At 70.1% G+C, this 13,451-nt stretch carries 12 protein-coding genes; 3 read left to right on the top strand and 9 right to left on the bottom strand.

Going from position 1 to position 13,451, the window contains the following annotated elements; translation table 11 throughout:
• Positions 1-27 precede the first annotated feature (27 nt).
• Entirely contained in the window at positions 28-429 is a 402-nt protein-coding gene (locus tag AB0I16_RS30745; RefSeq protein ID WP_363252912.1) for a restriction endonuclease, read from the bottom strand.
• Between the two features lie 196 nt (positions 430-625).
• Between AB0I16_RS30745 and AB0I16_RS30740 the strand changes: the two genes are divergently transcribed.
• Complete coding sequence (locus AB0I16_RS30740) at positions 626-868, top strand: DUF397 domain-containing protein (RefSeq protein ID WP_363252911.1); 243 nt, start codon at positions 626-628, stop codon at positions 866-868.
• A 90-nt stretch (positions 869-958) separates the two neighbouring features.
• Positions 959-1,873 carry a helix-turn-helix transcriptional regulator gene (locus tag AB0I16_RS30735; protein WP_363252910.1) on the top strand — a complete coding sequence of 305 codons (915 nt, stop codon included), beginning with the start codon at positions 959-961 and terminating at the stop codon, positions 1,871-1,873.
• A 54-nt stretch (positions 1,874-1,927) separates the two neighbouring features.
• Here the strand turns inward: AB0I16_RS30735 and AB0I16_RS30730 are convergent, their stop codons facing one another.
• Together AB0I16_RS30730 and AB0I16_RS30725 are read right to left on the bottom strand one after the other, a co-directional pair.
• Positions 1,928-2,743: an SAM-dependent methyltransferase gene (locus tag AB0I16_RS30730; RefSeq protein ID WP_363252909.1), complete on the bottom strand. Its 816-nt coding sequence runs from the start codon at positions 2,741-2,743 to the stop codon at positions 1,928-1,930.
• A 259-nt stretch (positions 2,744-3,002) separates the two neighbouring features.
• Positions 3,003-4,208: a glycosyltransferase gene (locus AB0I16_RS30725; RefSeq protein ID WP_363252908.1), complete on the bottom strand. Its 1,206-nt coding sequence runs from the start codon at positions 4,206-4,208 to the stop codon at positions 3,003-3,005.
• A 351-nt stretch (positions 4,209-4,559) separates the two neighbouring features.
• Between AB0I16_RS30725 and AB0I16_RS30720 the strand changes: the two genes are divergently transcribed.
• Entirely contained in the window at positions 4,560-5,264 is a 705-nt protein-coding gene (locus AB0I16_RS30720) for a hypothetical protein (RefSeq protein ID WP_363252907.1), read from the top strand.
• A gap of 50 nt (positions 5,265-5,314) precedes the next feature.
• Here AB0I16_RS30720 and AB0I16_RS30715 read toward each other — a convergent pair whose 3' ends face one another.
• The 6 genes from AB0I16_RS30715 to ctaD form a co-directional block, all read right to left on the bottom strand.
• A complete protein-coding gene (locus AB0I16_RS30715; RefSeq protein ID WP_363252906.1) occupies positions 5,315-6,907 on the bottom strand; it encodes an AMP-binding protein in 1,593 nt (530 codons plus the stop codon).
• A 187-nt stretch (positions 6,908-7,094) separates the two neighbouring features.
• Positions 7,095-7,982 carry a LysR substrate-binding domain-containing protein gene (locus tag AB0I16_RS30710; RefSeq protein WP_363252905.1) on the bottom strand — a complete coding sequence of 296 codons (888 nt, stop codon included), beginning with the start codon at positions 7,980-7,982 and terminating at the stop codon, positions 7,095-7,097.
• A 79-nt stretch (positions 7,983-8,061) separates the two neighbouring features.
• Positions 8,062-8,973, bottom strand: a complete 912-nt coding sequence (locus AB0I16_RS30705) for a glutaminase (RefSeq protein WP_363252904.1) — start codon at positions 8,971-8,973, stop codon at positions 8,062-8,064.
• Between the two features lie 102 nt (positions 8,974-9,075).
• Positions 9,076-10,077: a BtrH N-terminal domain-containing protein gene (locus AB0I16_RS30700; protein ID WP_363252903.1), complete on the bottom strand. Its 1,002-nt coding sequence runs from the start codon at positions 10,075-10,077 to the stop codon at positions 9,076-9,078.
• Positions 10,074-11,288 carry a PP2C family protein-serine/threonine phosphatase gene (locus tag AB0I16_RS30695; RefSeq protein ID WP_363252902.1) on the bottom strand — a complete coding sequence of 405 codons (1,215 nt, stop codon included), beginning with the start codon at positions 11,286-11,288 and terminating at the stop codon, positions 10,074-10,076. Before AB0I16_RS30695 ends, AB0I16_RS30700 begins: the two co-directional genes overlap by 4 nt.
• 109 nt (positions 11,289-11,397) lie before the next feature.
• A complete protein-coding gene (ctaD, locus tag AB0I16_RS30690) occupies positions 11,398-13,110 on the bottom strand; it encodes a cytochrome c oxidase subunit I (RefSeq protein ID WP_363252901.1) in 1,713 nt (570 codons plus the stop codon).
• Positions 13,111-13,451 lie beyond the last annotated feature (341 nt).

Genomic DNA, 13,451 nt, shown 5'->3' with positions numbered 1-13,451 from the left:
CCGGCGGAAGGTCGGCCGCGGTGTGGATCAGGACGAGAAGACGGCGCCCCTGAGGCCCGCAGTGCGGTGGAGGCAGTCGAGGCGTTCGTAGAGGGCGCGGACGAGGCGGGCGAGGTTCTGCACTCGGGCCATCGTGGCGCGGGGCGGCGCTGACAGGCGTCGCTCGGTTTCGCCGAGCAGGATCTCGCTGAGGTCACGCGTCATGCTGTCCTCGGGCAGCTGGATGCAGAGGCGCCGCAGGTTCTCGGCAAGGACGCGGGCCTGGGCCGCCAGTTGCCGCGCGAGACGTTCGTAGTCGCGCGGCTGGAGCGACGTCTCGTGTGCGGACAAGGACAGTACGGCCGGGGCGAGCGACAGGTACAGCTCACGGTCGAGCGGCAACGTCTCCTCGGAGACGTCGTATGCGGAAAGTGCCAAAGGTGTGGTCATCACGATCTCCCCATGGGACATCTCGGGGTCTGGGCCGCGCAGTTCGGAAGGGCTAATATCCTCGTCGGCCGCCTTTCGCTGCAAGTACATCTGCAATTGCATCCGCAAGAACGGTCGTGCGGGGCTCGATTCACGCCACCGTACGCACGAGGCCCGACCTGGACCGAGACAGTTCGCACAGCGAGGAGACAGACAGGTGCAGTCACTGCCCAACGGCATATGCGCCAGCGCCATCGAGGGCGCGGCGTGGCGCAAGAGCCGCCGGAGCAACCCGAATGGCAACTGCGTTGAGCTGGCCGCTCTCGCCGACGGCGGGGTAGCGGTGCGCAACTCCCGGGACACGGGCGGCCCCGCGCTGGTCTACACCCGCGACGAGATCGCGGCCTTCGTCCAGGGAGCCAAGGACGGCGACTTCGACGACCTGGCGGGGCTCGCCTGACGCATATGTCGGCCGAATAGTCACCACGGCTGTACGAACAGTAGGGCCGGTGGGAGAATGAACCGTTAGTCGACGGACAGGGGAGTCAGCATGGTTGCCGCCCAGCCGGGGCGAGTCCCGCCTATGCGCCGTCACATCGAGCACCCCCGGGGTGGGCCGACGGTTCTCCGGATCGTTCTGGGGACGCAGCTGCGTCGGCTGCGGGAGGCCGCCGGGATCACCCGGGAGGCCGCCGGTGACGCCATCCGCGGTTCACACGCCAAGATCAGCCGTCTGGAACTGGGCCGCGTCGGCTGCAAAGAGCGTGACGTGGCCGATTTGCTGACGCTCTATCGGGTCACGGACGAGAAGGAGCGCGCTGAGTTCCTGGCGCTGGCCCGCGGGACCAGCGAGCCGGGGTGGTGGCACCGGTACAACGACGTACTGCCCGGCTGGTTCGAGACGCTCCTCGGCCTGGAGGAAGCGGCCTCCGTCATCCGCACCTACGAAGTGCAGTTCGTGCCGGGGCTCCTGCAGACGGAGGAGTACGCCCTCGCCGTATGCCGACTGGGCAACCCGCAGGCGTCCGGCAAGGAGATCGATCGCCGGGTGGAACTGCGCATGCAGCGCCAAGTCCTGCTCACCGCGCCCAACGCGCCCCGGCTCTGGGCCGTGCTCGACGAGGCGTGTCTGCGGCGTCCGCTCGGCGGCGCCGATGTCATGGCGGCCCAGTTGCGGCACCTGCTGGAGATGACACGCCTGCCCAACGTCACCGTGCAGATCGCCCCGTTCGACCTCGGCGGGCATGCGGCGGCCGGCGGGCCGATCACGATCCTGCGCTTCCTTGAGCCGGACCTGCCCGACATCGTCTACCTGGAGCAACTGACCAGCGCGCTCTACCTGGACAAGCGCGACGACGTCGACCACTACCTCGCCGTGACCGACCAGCTCAGCGCCCAGGCCGCGTCCCCGCGCGACTCACAGGCCATCCTGGAGGACATGATCAGGACGATGGAGAAGAGGTAGTCGTCCGGGTGCGGCCTGCCTACGTGCGCAAGGGGCCGGCCACCGCGCACCGGGCTAGCCCTTGCGGGCGACTCCGCCGTACTCGATCCACTCCATGGTCAGCTGCTTGGGGCCGATGTCCGCGTCCGGCTTCCAGGTCGACACCTCGACCAGGCCGGGTTCGAGGATCTCCAGGCCGTCCAGGAACGAGCCGAGCTCGGCGGCCGTACGGACCCGGCCCCATTGGCCGTGGGTGCTGACCCGCATGAACTCGGTGACGAAGTCGCGGGTCGCCTGGTCCTCGCTGACGAGCTGGCACACGACGAGGAAACTGCCGTCGACCAGGCGGTCCGCGACGCGCTTGATCAGACCGGCGGGGTCGTCGGCGTCCGGGATGCAGTGCAGTACGGACACGAACAGCGCGGCGACCGGCTTCTCGAAATCGATCAGCCGCTCCACCTCGGGGTGGCCCATGATGCCCGCGGTGTCACGCATGTCGGCCTGGATGACCGCCGTGTTCTGGTTCTCCTCCAGAAGCGCGCGGCCGTGGGCCAGCACGATGGGGTCGCTGTCCACGTAGACCACGCGTGAGTCCGGGTCGACCCGCTGGGCGACCTGGTGGACGTTGTCCTGCGTCGGCAGACCTGAGCCGTGGTCGATGAACTGCCGGATGCCTTGCTCCTCCGCCAGCCAGCGGACCACCCGCCGCAGGAAGCGGCGATTGTTGATGGCCAGGACCTGCGTGCTGGGCACGACCTTGTTCAGTTCCTCGCAGGCATCACGGTCCACGGCGTAGTTGTCCTTGCCGCCGAGGTAATAGTCGTACATGCGCGCCACGCTGGGGACGCTGACGTCAACGGTGGTGGGCTGTGGTCGCGCGTCCTGGCTCATGTCCTGCTCTCCCGTCGCCCGGGCGCCCCCGGCTGGGCACCGCGACCGGCCGTCCCGCAAGAGAGGGCCGTGCCGGTAGGAGGACCAACATACCTATCGGCAGGGCCTGTTGCAGTCCCTCGATCCCAAACCGTCGTGCACAAGGACGGCCACTGTCGCAAGGTACTGGTCTTCTTGGCCGAAACACGCCCCACCCGTGCGGCGGTTTACCGCCGGCGGCCCGGCCGACGGGGTTCCGGGCATGCCGGGCCGAACCTGTTCAGCCGCGGCCGTCGAGCAGCAGGTGCGCGGCCACCTCCGCTCCGTCGTCGCGGACCTGGGCGGAGAGGGCCCGTGCCCGGGCGCGGGTCTCGGGGGAGAGAGCCGTCTTGACCGCCAGGCCCAGGGACTCGGCGGTCGGGGGCGTGTCATCGTGTGCCGCGCCGATGCCCAGGTCCGCCACGCGGCCGGCCCAGTACGGATTGTCCGACATCTGCAGTCCCACCACGACCTGCGGCGCGCCCGCACGGGCGGCCGTCATCGTCGTACCCGCGCCACCGTGGTGCAGCACGGCGGCCACTTCGCCGAACAGGCGCTGGTGGTTGACCTCGCCGATGGCGAAGCAGTCGTCCCGGTCGTCGGTCAGGCCGAGTTCTGCCCAGCCTCGGGAGACGAGTGCGCGAAGCCCCTGCGCGCGGATCGCCTCGACGGCGTCACGGGCCATGTCCTTCGACGCGTGCATGCTGCCGAAGCCCACGTAGACCGGCGGGGCACCCGCGTCGAGGAACGCCAACAGGTCGTCGGGGAGCGGGCGTTCGTCCCGCAGGCTCCATGCTCCCGTCTGTACGACGTCCGTGCCCTGGACCTGCCGCCACGGACCCAGGACCGGGTCCGCCGCCAGCCACGGCCGGTCGGTGAAGACGTGGTCGCGGACGTTGTCCACCGGTGGCAGGCCGAGCGCTGTCCGGTGGCGGTTGAGCGCCTCGCCGAACTGGGCGTTCACGTTGCGCGCGTCCAGCTCCCATCGGGCCAGGTTGTCGGTCACCTCCGGCTCCGCCCAGCCAGGCCGCGGTGGCGGGGCGTGGTGCGGTGAGGGCAGATGGACCGCCGCATAGCTCGCGTACACATAGCGGATGCCCGCGGCCTCGGCCACCGAGCGCGCGGCGACCTGCGCCAGCCCTGCCGCCACCAGGACGTCACACCCCTCGGCCGCCGAGGGCAGGATGTCGAATTGCGCGTCGACCAGCCCGTTCCGGTAGCGGGACAGGTCCGCCGCCGACGGCAGAGCCGTCCCGCTCATCAACTCCCGTACCGGCGGACCGATCGGCACCAGCTCGATGCCGAGCCCAGCCAGTCGCCGCGCGAACTCCGCGTCCGGCGGGGCGCACATCCGCACCTCCACACCGAGCGCGCCGAGCCGCACCGCGAGTGCCACCAGCGGTTCGACATCGCCACACGTCCCGTATGTGGACAACAGCACCCGCATCCTGCGTCCTCTTCCGCTCAGTCCTGCCCCGAGACGCACCATGCCCGCCCGCACGCTCCGAGAGCGGTGCCCCGGCGTCGGCGACGCGTCGGCCATGGCGGGTGTGCGGGCAGCAGTGTACGGGGCGTGGGGCTCGCGGCCTCGGGGACAACGGCAGCAGCCCCGTCCACCGGGCCTTCGTGGGCTGCCCGTGGTCCTTGCGGATCAACACACCCTCTCGCGTGATGCCACCCCGGTGACTACGGTGATCGCCGGCGTGCCCCGTCCGACGTCGCGGCCCCGGCCAGGGCGCCGCCCGTATGCGGGGAGGCGCGCCGGGCCTCTGATCGCCGACACCACCTGGAAGCAACGATGCACAGCTCGTCCGCGCCCCTTCCCGATGCTTCGATCATCCTGCCCTGCGCCGGATTCGGCACGCGCTTCGAGGCGCCGTACTCGAAGGAGCTGCACAGCCTGGCTCCCGGGGTCACCGTGCTCGACCGGAGCCTGGAAGCCGTCGTCGAACTGGCCGAGAGCGGACTCGACGTGCGTCTCGTCGTGGTGATCAGACCGCACAAACTGGACACGATACGGTACCTCGCGCGCTATGCCGACACCTTCCGACTGGTCTTCGTCTACCAGGACGAGTCGTACGGACCGGGACTCGACGGCGCGATCCGGTCCGCCCTGCCGCTGACGCGGGGGCCGGTCGCGCTGGTGCTGCCTGACATCGTTATCTCCGGCGCGGGCGGTACCGGCCATCTTCTCGCCGCGCTGCGGAGCACCGGGGAGAACGGCTGGAGCGTGGTGGCCGCCGAGGAGCACGACCCCGTCAGGCTCCGGCAGATGGGCGCCCTTGCCGTGGTGGAGGACGGCGACTTCGCGACGGTCAAGGCGGCCACCGAGAAGCCGGCGGATCCCTCGGGGTTCAACGCCTTCTGGGGCATGGTGGTGGCCGCCGAGGACGAGGCGCACCGGTTGCCCGACGTGGTGAGCGCAGGGGCGGAGAGCCCGCTGCCCGGGGCGGTCGCCCGCATGGTGGAGACGATCACGAACTACAACACCGCCGCCGGCTGACCCTGCGGGCCGACCGTGCCGCCCGCTCACTCCGGAGCGATGCCCGCGTCTCAGACCGTCTCCCGCGCCTCGCTCCGCGGGCGGGACAGTTGCGCGCGCAGGCGCTGCCGGTCGGGCTTGCCCACCGTGGTCAGCGGGATGGCGGACAGCACGTGGAGGGCTTCGGGGGCGTAGATCCGGCCTTTGCGGGTCGTGACGAACTCACGGATCTCCGCCAGGTCCGGCCGGTGCCCCGCAGTGGGCACCACGGCGGCGTGGACGTGCTCCACCGCTTCGTCGTCCCGCGCGCCGAAGACCGTGCACTGGGCCACGGAGGGATGGCGCAGGAGCAGTTCCTCCAGCTCGGCGGGGTAGACGTGGCCGCCGACGACCACGATCATCTCCTTGATGCGGTCCACGATGTAGAGGTAGCCGCGCTCGTCCAGGTAGCCGACGTCGCCGGTGTGGACCCAGCCGTCGCGCAGCACCTGGGCCGTGAGTTCGGGCTGCTTCCAGTAACTCTGCATCGCGTACGGGGAGCGGACCACGACTTCGCCCCGGCTCCCCGTGGGCAGGGTGGCTCCGTCGGCGTCGCGGATCTCGATGTGTACGCCGGGCATGGCCCTGCCGACCGTCAGATGCCCCTCGGGCCCGGTCATCTCCTGTTCGCCGGGCCCCGTTTCGGTGATGAGCTGGGCCTCGGCCTGCCCGTACCAGCCGTAGAGCACGGGGCCCAGAGCCGCTGCCGCCTGGCGCAGCCGGGCGGGAGAGGCGGCGGTGCCGCCGTAGGTGACGCGTCTCAGGCTCGACAGGTCGGTGCCGGCCAGCGCCGGGTGATCGAGGAGCTGGTAGAGGAGCGGGGGCAACAGCCAGGTGTCGGTGATGCGTTCGCGCTCGATGGTGGCCAGTACGTCGGCGGGCTCGAAGCCGTGGCGCAGCACCACCGATCCACCCTGGTAGAGGGTGCGGTCGACCAGCAGTCCTGCCAGGTGGGCCAGAGCGGTGCAGGCCAGGAAGCGCGGCGGGTCACCGGCGCCCGCCAGCCGGTCCCCGAGCCCTCCGCGGTAGGGGCCGTGAGCCATGCGGATGCCCTTGGGCACGCCGGTGGTACCTCCGGTGTAGCCGATGCGCCAGTCGTCGTCGGGACCCACCTGCGACGGCAGCGGCGTCGCCGGACGCCGCAGGGCCAGGGCCAGGACGTCTTCGCCGTTCGTGGTCGGTCCCATCGACAGCATGGGCAGCTCCTCGGCCGACGGCGGCAGATCGCGCCGCAACTCCCGCCGCAGCTCCTCCGCCAGCTGGCGCTGCCGCCCGTCCGCCAGGAGCATGCGGCAGTCGGCACTGGTCACGATGGACGCCATGGTCGGTGCGCTCATGCCGTCGTACAGGCAGACCACCCGGGCGCCGGCGAGGTTGGCGGCATAGCGGGCCACCAGGGCCTCCACAGTGTTGCCGGTGAGCAGGGCGACCGTGGTGCCGACGGCCGCCCCGCGCTCCCGCAGTTCCGCCGCGAGGCCGTACACCTGGTCACGGAAGCCGGCGGCGGTCGTCGTCTTCCCCTCCGCGTCCGTGATGACGGTGCGCCCGGGGTCGGCGGACAAGGTGGCGAGGACGGCCTCGACGTAACTGGTGAAGGGGTCGGGTGCTCCATGGTGCTGCGACATCAGCGCTCCCGTTCGAGGAGGTCAAGGGATCAAGGGACCAGGGGACCGGGGGCCCGGGGAACAGCGGACCGGGGATCAGGGGATCTGGGGGTCAAGGGGCCGGGGTATCGGAGGGTCCGGGTCCGGTGGACGTACCCGACGTTAGAGGCCGCCGCTCATACCTTCCACGACCAGTTCTGTCATGTACTCATGACGAGTGAGGCATGAAGTGGTCCACGGCGATGCGGCGGAACGTCTCGGCCGCCGGTGAGAGGTAGGCGTCCTTGCGCCACACGAGGCTGAGGGTCCGGTGGGCGTCCGGGGTGTCGAGGCGTGCCCAGGCGATGGGCCAGTGCTCGCCGAGGGCACGTCGTGCGACAGCGGGCATCAGGCCGATGCCCAGTCCGCTTCCGATCAGCCCCGGGGTCGCCGCGGCCTCGTCGCCCTCGCACACCACCCGCGGCTGCAACCCCTCGCGGGCGAACAGCGCCTCCAGGAGCACGCGTTGCCAGTGCCCGGCACGCGTACTGACGAACTCCTCGTCGGCGAGCTCGGACACCGCGACGTGCTCCCGGTCCGCCAGACGATGACCGCGCGGCACGGCGAGGAACACCTCCTCCCGGGCCAGGGCCACCGCGTCGAGCCCCGCTCCGGCCAACGGCTGCGAGGCGACGGCGTAGTCCACGTCGGCGGCGGCCAGAAGGCGCCGCATGGACTGCACGGAGGCCTGTTGCAGATGCACGCTGACGCCGGGGCTGTGCGTCCGGAAGACCGCAAGCACCTCCGCGAGCTGCAGCAGCGTCTCCGCCGCGATGGCGACCCGCCCGGGGCCCGCACCCGCGGCGTCCGCCATCTCGCGCCGCGCGTCGTCCAGTTCGGCCATGGCGCGGTCGATCCGTCGCAGGAAGGCGGCGCCGTGCTCGTTGAGGCGTATCCGACGGCCCTGGCGATCGAACAGCAGGACTCCGAGTTCCGACTCCAGCCGGCTGATCGTGCGGCTCACCGATGGCTGGGCGACGCGCAACTCCTGTGCGGCGCGGCTGATGTGCTGATGGCGGGCCACGGCTTGGAAGTAGCGCAGCGAGAGAAGGTCCATGGCGACAGTCTCACCCCGCTCCCACGCGAACCCCTCCGGCAGGTGGGGCGCCCTCAGGAGACGGCAGAGCGGGGCGCCCTCAGAACACGGACCAGCCCGTCACCGTGGTGAAGTGGTCGAGCGCCGCCACACCCGCCACGGAGTTGCCGTACGAGTCCAGGCCGGGACTCCAGACGCACAGGGTGCAGCGCCCCGGGATCACCGCGACGATGCCGCCGCCGACGCCGCTCTTGCCCGGCAGGCCGACGCGGTACGCGAAGCTGCCCGCCGCGTCATACGTGCCGCAGGTGAGCATGACCGCGTTGACCTGCTTCGCCTCGCGCGCGGGCAGCAGGCGTGAGCCGTCGCCGCGCAGGCCGTGCCGGGCCAGGAACGCCGCCGAGCGCGCGAGGTCGCGGCAGCTCATACGGATCGCGCACTGCCGGAAGTAGTGTTCGAGCACCGTGTTCACGGGATTGTCGAGGTTGCCGTAGCTCGCCATGAAGTGCGCGAGAGCCGCGTTGCGGTCGCCGTGCTCGGCCTCGGAGGCCGCGACCACCGGGTCGAAGGCGACATCCGGGTTGCCGCTCTCCGCGCGCAGGAAATCCAGCATCGTCGTCGCCGCGTCCCCGGTGAGACTCTGCAGCCGGTCCGTGACGACCAGCGCGCCGGCGTTGATGAAGGGGTTGCGCGGGATGCCGTTCTCGTATTCGAGCTGGACCAGCGAGTTGAAGGGGTTGCCGGACGGCTCCGTGCCGACCCGGTCCCAGATGCGCTCGCCGCCCTCGGCGAGGACCAGCGCGAGGCTGAAGGCCTTCGAGATGGACTGGACGGAGAACGGCTCCTGCCAGTCGCCCACCCCGTGGACCTCGCCGTTCACATCGGCGACCGCGATGCCGAAACGCTCGGCGTCCACACCCGCGAGTGCCGGGATGTACTGGGCGACCTGGCCGCGACCCACCAGCGGCCGGGCGAAGGCGGCGACTTCTTCGAGCACGGCCTGATAGTCCACGAACTGAGCTTTCTGCAAGTACGGCGCGGCCCTTTCGTCCTGAAAAGCCGCCGGTCACGGGCTATGTCATCGGCCGCGGCCACAGGATAACGCCTGGCCGGCTCACACCTCCCGCTCGCTCCCCAGGCGGCTCAGCGCCCGCATGGCCTCGCGCTCGACGCGTGCCAGATCACCGAGGACGGTGCCTGCCTGTACGAGGTGCCGCTCGTCGCCCGTCTCACCGGCTCGGGTGATCAGTGCCGCGGTCTCCGTCCACAGGGTGGCCGCCTCTGCGTACAGCGCGTGGCCGGTGCGCAGATGGCCGCTGTCGACCAGTTGGGCGCACTCGGCGAGGAAGTCGCGGTAGAGGTTGCGGAACAGAGCGCCGCCGGTGCCGGCGCGCTCCATGAGGAGGGCGGCCTGCGGCAGGTCCCGCCGCGGGTCTTCGGCCCGCCGGAGCCATGTGCGTACCAGCTTGCCGGCCTTCTCGATGCCGCGGTGGCCCAGGTTGGCGATGGGCGGGTCGAGGAAGGCGGCGGCGCAGGCCGTGATGGCGGGCACGATCTGCCGTGCCGGGGAGGGCAGGTTCGCCGGAACGGTGAGGGTGAAGGACCGGTGCTTGGCGCTCATCGGGCCACGCGCGGCTCTGGCCAGGGCGAGGCTGCTCAGGCTGGTGGTCACCGCTCCGCCCTGCTGGTCGGTGTCCACCAGGTGGGCGTGGTGGTCGTCGTAGCCGTACATGGCGACGACATGACCGCCGAAGTGCACCTTCGACCCGAAGTAGTCCAGGTGACAGCTGTCGAGCTGGAGCCCGACGGGGCGGCCCGCGTCGATCGGCGCCACGACATCGGCCCACGCCTTGCGCGCGGAGGTGGTCTCCCGGACCACGAGGTCGAGCCCGAGTCCGGCGGCCAGGTTCCTGGTGAGTTCGAACGGCTTCACCCGGCCCCCGAGGAAGGGGCAAGCCATGTTCTTGCTGTCCCAGTAGATGAAGGAAAGGCCGGAGCCGAGGCCGAAGAGCATGGGTTCGGACAGGTCGAGTCCCTGGTGTCGCAGCAGCACCCCCAGCGCCGTCGTCTCGCAGTGCCGCGTACCGCGGGCGTCGACGCCTTTCACCGTGGTCATCCGGTCTCCGGGAAGGGGGTGTGGCGGCCCTCGGTGTGGCGGCCCTCGGGGTGGGGACCGTACCAGTCCAGGCAGATGAGGGTGGCGTCGTCGGCCAGGTTGCCGTCGCAGGCGTCGGCGACCGCGGCGGTCAGGGCCCGTACGGTCTCCCGGGGGTGCTCACCGGCGGTGTCGTGGATCAGGGCGGGCAGGTCGACGGTGTTCGCCCGGCGTTCCTGCATGCCGTCGGTGTACAGGACCAGGCGGTCACCGGGGCGCAGGTCCAGGTCCTCGACGCGGTAGGGGGTGGGGGAGGGGACGCCGAACGGCAGGTTGGGGGCCAGGGGCAGCTCCTCCACCGAACCGTCGCGCAGGCGCAGCGGCCGGGGGTGCCCCGCGTTCACGAGCTGGGCGCTGCTGCCGTCGAGGGCGATGCGCAGCAGTTGGCCGGTGGCGAGGGTTCTGTGGCCGTGGTCGAGCAGGGCCTGATGGGTCTGGCGGGCCTGCTCGACCAGGCTGTGGCCGGTGCGGCGGGCGCCGCGTGAGGCGTTGACCAGGAGCGTGGCCATGAGGGCGGCGTCGACGTCGTGGCCCATGGCATCGGTGATGGACAGGTGCAGCACGTCGCGGTCGAGGGCGTAGTCGTAGGTGTCGCCGGCGATCTGGTTGGCGGGCAGCAGCGCCGCGGCGAAGGTGAACTCCGCCGCCTCGCAGGACGGGGCCGAGGGCAGCAGCTGGCGCTGGATCTCGGCGGCCAGGCTCACCGGGATGGTGCGCTGGCCCCAGAAGTACAGGTCGGTGAAGCGGCGGTCGGTGACGACGATGTACGCCAGCGCGTGCGCGGTCTCCGCCACCTGCTCCAGTACGTCCTGCGCGACGCACGGAAGGAAGAGTTCCAGGACGCCGATGGTGTCACCCCGGTTGGTCACCGGGGCGATCACGTGGTGGCCTCGGTCGCCCGCGGGGGTCTGGACCAGCTTCTGGGTGCGCAGGACCTCGTCGTAGTCGCTGCCGGCGAGCGGGATCTGCTCGGCGTGGCCGTCGTGAAGCACCTCACCCTCCTCGCTCACCCGCACCATCTGCCGGCCGATGATGTCGACGAACAGGAATGAGACGTATCGTGCGCCGAATCGGTCGCGAAGATTGCGCGCGACCACGTCGAGAGATGCTCCCGGCGCGGCGTCCTCCGCTGCCGCGAGTACATCTGCCAGTCCGATCCGGTTCTGTGCCATGGTGGCCTCCTTCACTCTGGTGACCTCATGCCCCGGTGATCCCGGACAAGACAGCTTGGCCGGCGGTCGGCCCGTCCGCGCCGGTCGGGTGGGTGTCAGGGCCGCCGGGTCACGTCCGGTCGCCCTTGTGGTCGCCGGGGTCCAGGACGTCGCGCCGACCGGTGACCTCGGCCTCGTCGAGTCGCGTCATCGCGGGGTGGTGCAGGTCGAAGGCGGGGGATTCGGAGCGGACCTTGGGCAGGGTGACGAAGTTGTGGCGGGGCGGCGGGCAGGAGGTGGCCCACTCCAGGGAGCGGCCGTAGCCCCAGGGGTCGTCGACGTTGACGCGTTTGCCCTGGTGAGCGGTCTTCCACACGTTGTAGAGGAAGGGCAGCGTGGACAGGCCGAGCAGGAAGGCGCCGATGGAGGAGATGGTGTTGAGCGCGGTGAAGCCGTCCGCGGCGAGGTAGTCGGCGTAGCGGCGCGGCATGCCTTCGGCGCCGAGCCAGTGCTGGACGAGGAAGGTGGTGTGGAAGCCGACGAACAGCGTCCAGAAGTGAATCCGCTCCAGCCGCGCGTCGAGCATCGTGCCGGTCATCTTCGGCCACCAGAAGCTGAAGCCACCGAACATGGCGAAGACGATCGTGCCGAAGAGCACGTAGTGGAAGTGGGCGACGACGAAGTAGCTGTCGGTGACGTGCCAGTCCAGGGGAGGGGAGCCGAGGATCACCCCGGTGAGACCGCCGAAGAGGAACGTCATCAGGAAGCCCACCGCCCAGAGCATCGGCGGCTCGAACGACAGTGACCCCTTCCACATCGTGCCGATCCAGTTGAAGAACTTCACGCCCGTGGGGACGGCGATCAGATACGTCATGAAGGAGAAGAACGGCAGCAGCACGGCGCCGGTGGCGAACATGTGGTGGGCCCACACGGTGACGGAGAGACCGGTGATGGCGATGGTGGCGCCGACCAGCCCCATGTACCCGAAGATCGGCTTGCGGGAGAAGACCGGCAGGATCTCGGTGATCACCCCGAAGAAGGGCAGCGCGAGGATGTACACCTCCGGATGGCCGAAGAACCAGAAGAGGTGCTGCCACAGGATCGCCCCGCCGTTCTCGGGGGCGAAGACCTGGGCGCCGAAGCGGCGGTCGGCCTCCAGGACGAGCAGTGCCGCCGCCAGTACGGGGAAGGCGAGCAGGACCAGGACCGAGGTGAGCAGCACGTTCCAGGTGAAGATCGGCATCCGGAACATGGTCATGCCCGGCGCCCGCATGCAGATGATCGTGGTGATGAAGTTGACCGAGCCGAGGATGGTGCCGAACCCGGACAGGGCCAGCCCCATGATCCACAGGTCCCCGCCGATGTAGGGGGTGCGCTCGCCGCCGCTGAGCGGGGTGTAGGCCGTCCAGCCGAAGTCGGCGCCGCCCTGTGGGGTGAGAAAGCTGCTGAGCACGATCAGACCGCCGAAGAGGAACAGCCAGTACGACAGCATGTTCAGCCGGGGGAAGGCCACGTCGGGCGAGCCGATCTGCAGCGGCATGATGGCGTTGGCGAACCCGGCGAAGGTCGGGGTGGCGAAGAGTAGCAGCATGATCGTGCCGTGCATGGTGAAGGACTGGTTGTACTGCTCGGGGGAGAGCAGTTGCAGACCGGGGCGGGCCAGCTCGGCCCGGACGGCCATGGCGAGTACTCCGCCGATCAGGAAGAAGGCGAATGACGTGATGAGGTAGAGGTGTCCGATCCTCTTGTGATCCGTCGTGGTCAGCCAGGAGACGATCACCTGCCCTCGGTGGCGGCGCCTTCCTACCGGTACGAGCGTGGTCGGCTCTGTCTGTGCAGTCATTGCTTCCCCATGTGGGCTCGGATGCCGTCTTCCGGTGCATGCCGTTTCGTCCGGCGAATGCGGGCTTCTGTTTTCTTCCGGTCTTCGGTCTTCTTTCTGGCCATTTGCCATATTTTGTTCATCAAGTTCTCGAATGACGTGTCAGGACGGCGTGCGACGCGCCGACGCGCCCCCGGCATTCGCCGAATCACCGAATGAGCCGGACGTACACCGGTGACTTTCGGCCGCTGCTCGGCCGCTCGGTACGGGAGCGGACCCCTGAGGCGGCCCGGAGCGGACGCGCGAAGACCCCGGAGGGGGCGGACATACAGGGAAGCGGGCCTGCCGGTCATGACCGGCAG

Source organism: Streptomyces sp. NPDC050703 (genome assembly GCF_040654435.1).
Classification (GTDB): Bacteria; Actinomycetota; Actinomycetes; order Streptomycetales; family Streptomycetaceae; genus Streptomyces.
Note: the sequence above shows the minus strand (reverse complement) of the source record. Positions and strands in the feature narration are given on the sequence as shown.

What these genes read in the sequence shown, in the direction of transcription:
- AB0I16_RS30745 (WP_363252912.1), bottom strand. Translation starts at nt 429, where the DNA reads ATGACCACACCTTTGGCACTTTCCGCATACGACGTCTCCGAGGAGACG.
- AB0I16_RS30735 (WP_363252910.1), top strand. Translation starts at nt 959, where the DNA reads ATGGTTGCCGCCCAGCCGGGGCGAGTCCCGCCTATGCGCCGTCACATC.
- AB0I16_RS30730 (WP_363252909.1), bottom strand. Translation starts at nt 2,743, where the DNA reads ATGAGCCAGGACGCGCGACCACAGCCCACCACCGTTGACGTCAGCGTC.
- AB0I16_RS30725 (WP_363252908.1), bottom strand. Translation starts at nt 4,208, where the DNA reads ATGCGGGTGCTGTTGTCCACATACGGGACGTGTGGCGATGTCGAACCG.
- AB0I16_RS30720 (WP_363252907.1), top strand. Translation starts at nt 4,560, where the DNA reads ATGCACAGCTCGTCCGCGCCCCTTCCCGATGCTTCGATCATCCTGCCC.
- AB0I16_RS30715 (WP_363252906.1), bottom strand. Translation starts at nt 6,907, where the DNA reads ATGTCGCAGCACCATGGAGCACCCGACCCCTTCACCAGTTACGTCGAG.
- AB0I16_RS30710 (WP_363252905.1), bottom strand. Translation starts at nt 7,982, where the DNA reads ATGGACCTTCTCTCGCTGCGCTACTTCCAAGCCGTGGCCCGCCATCAG.
- AB0I16_RS30700 (WP_363252903.1), bottom strand. Translation starts at nt 10,077, where the DNA reads ATGACCACGGTGAAAGGCGTCGACGCCCGCGGTACGCGGCACTGCGAG.
- AB0I16_RS30695 (WP_363252902.1), bottom strand. Translation starts at nt 11,288, where the DNA reads ATGGCACAGAACCGGATCGGACTGGCAGATGTACTCGCGGCAGCGGAG.
- ctaD (WP_363252901.1), bottom strand. Translation starts at nt 13,110, where the DNA reads ATGACTGCACAGACAGAGCCGACCACGCTCGTACCGGTAGGAAGGCGC.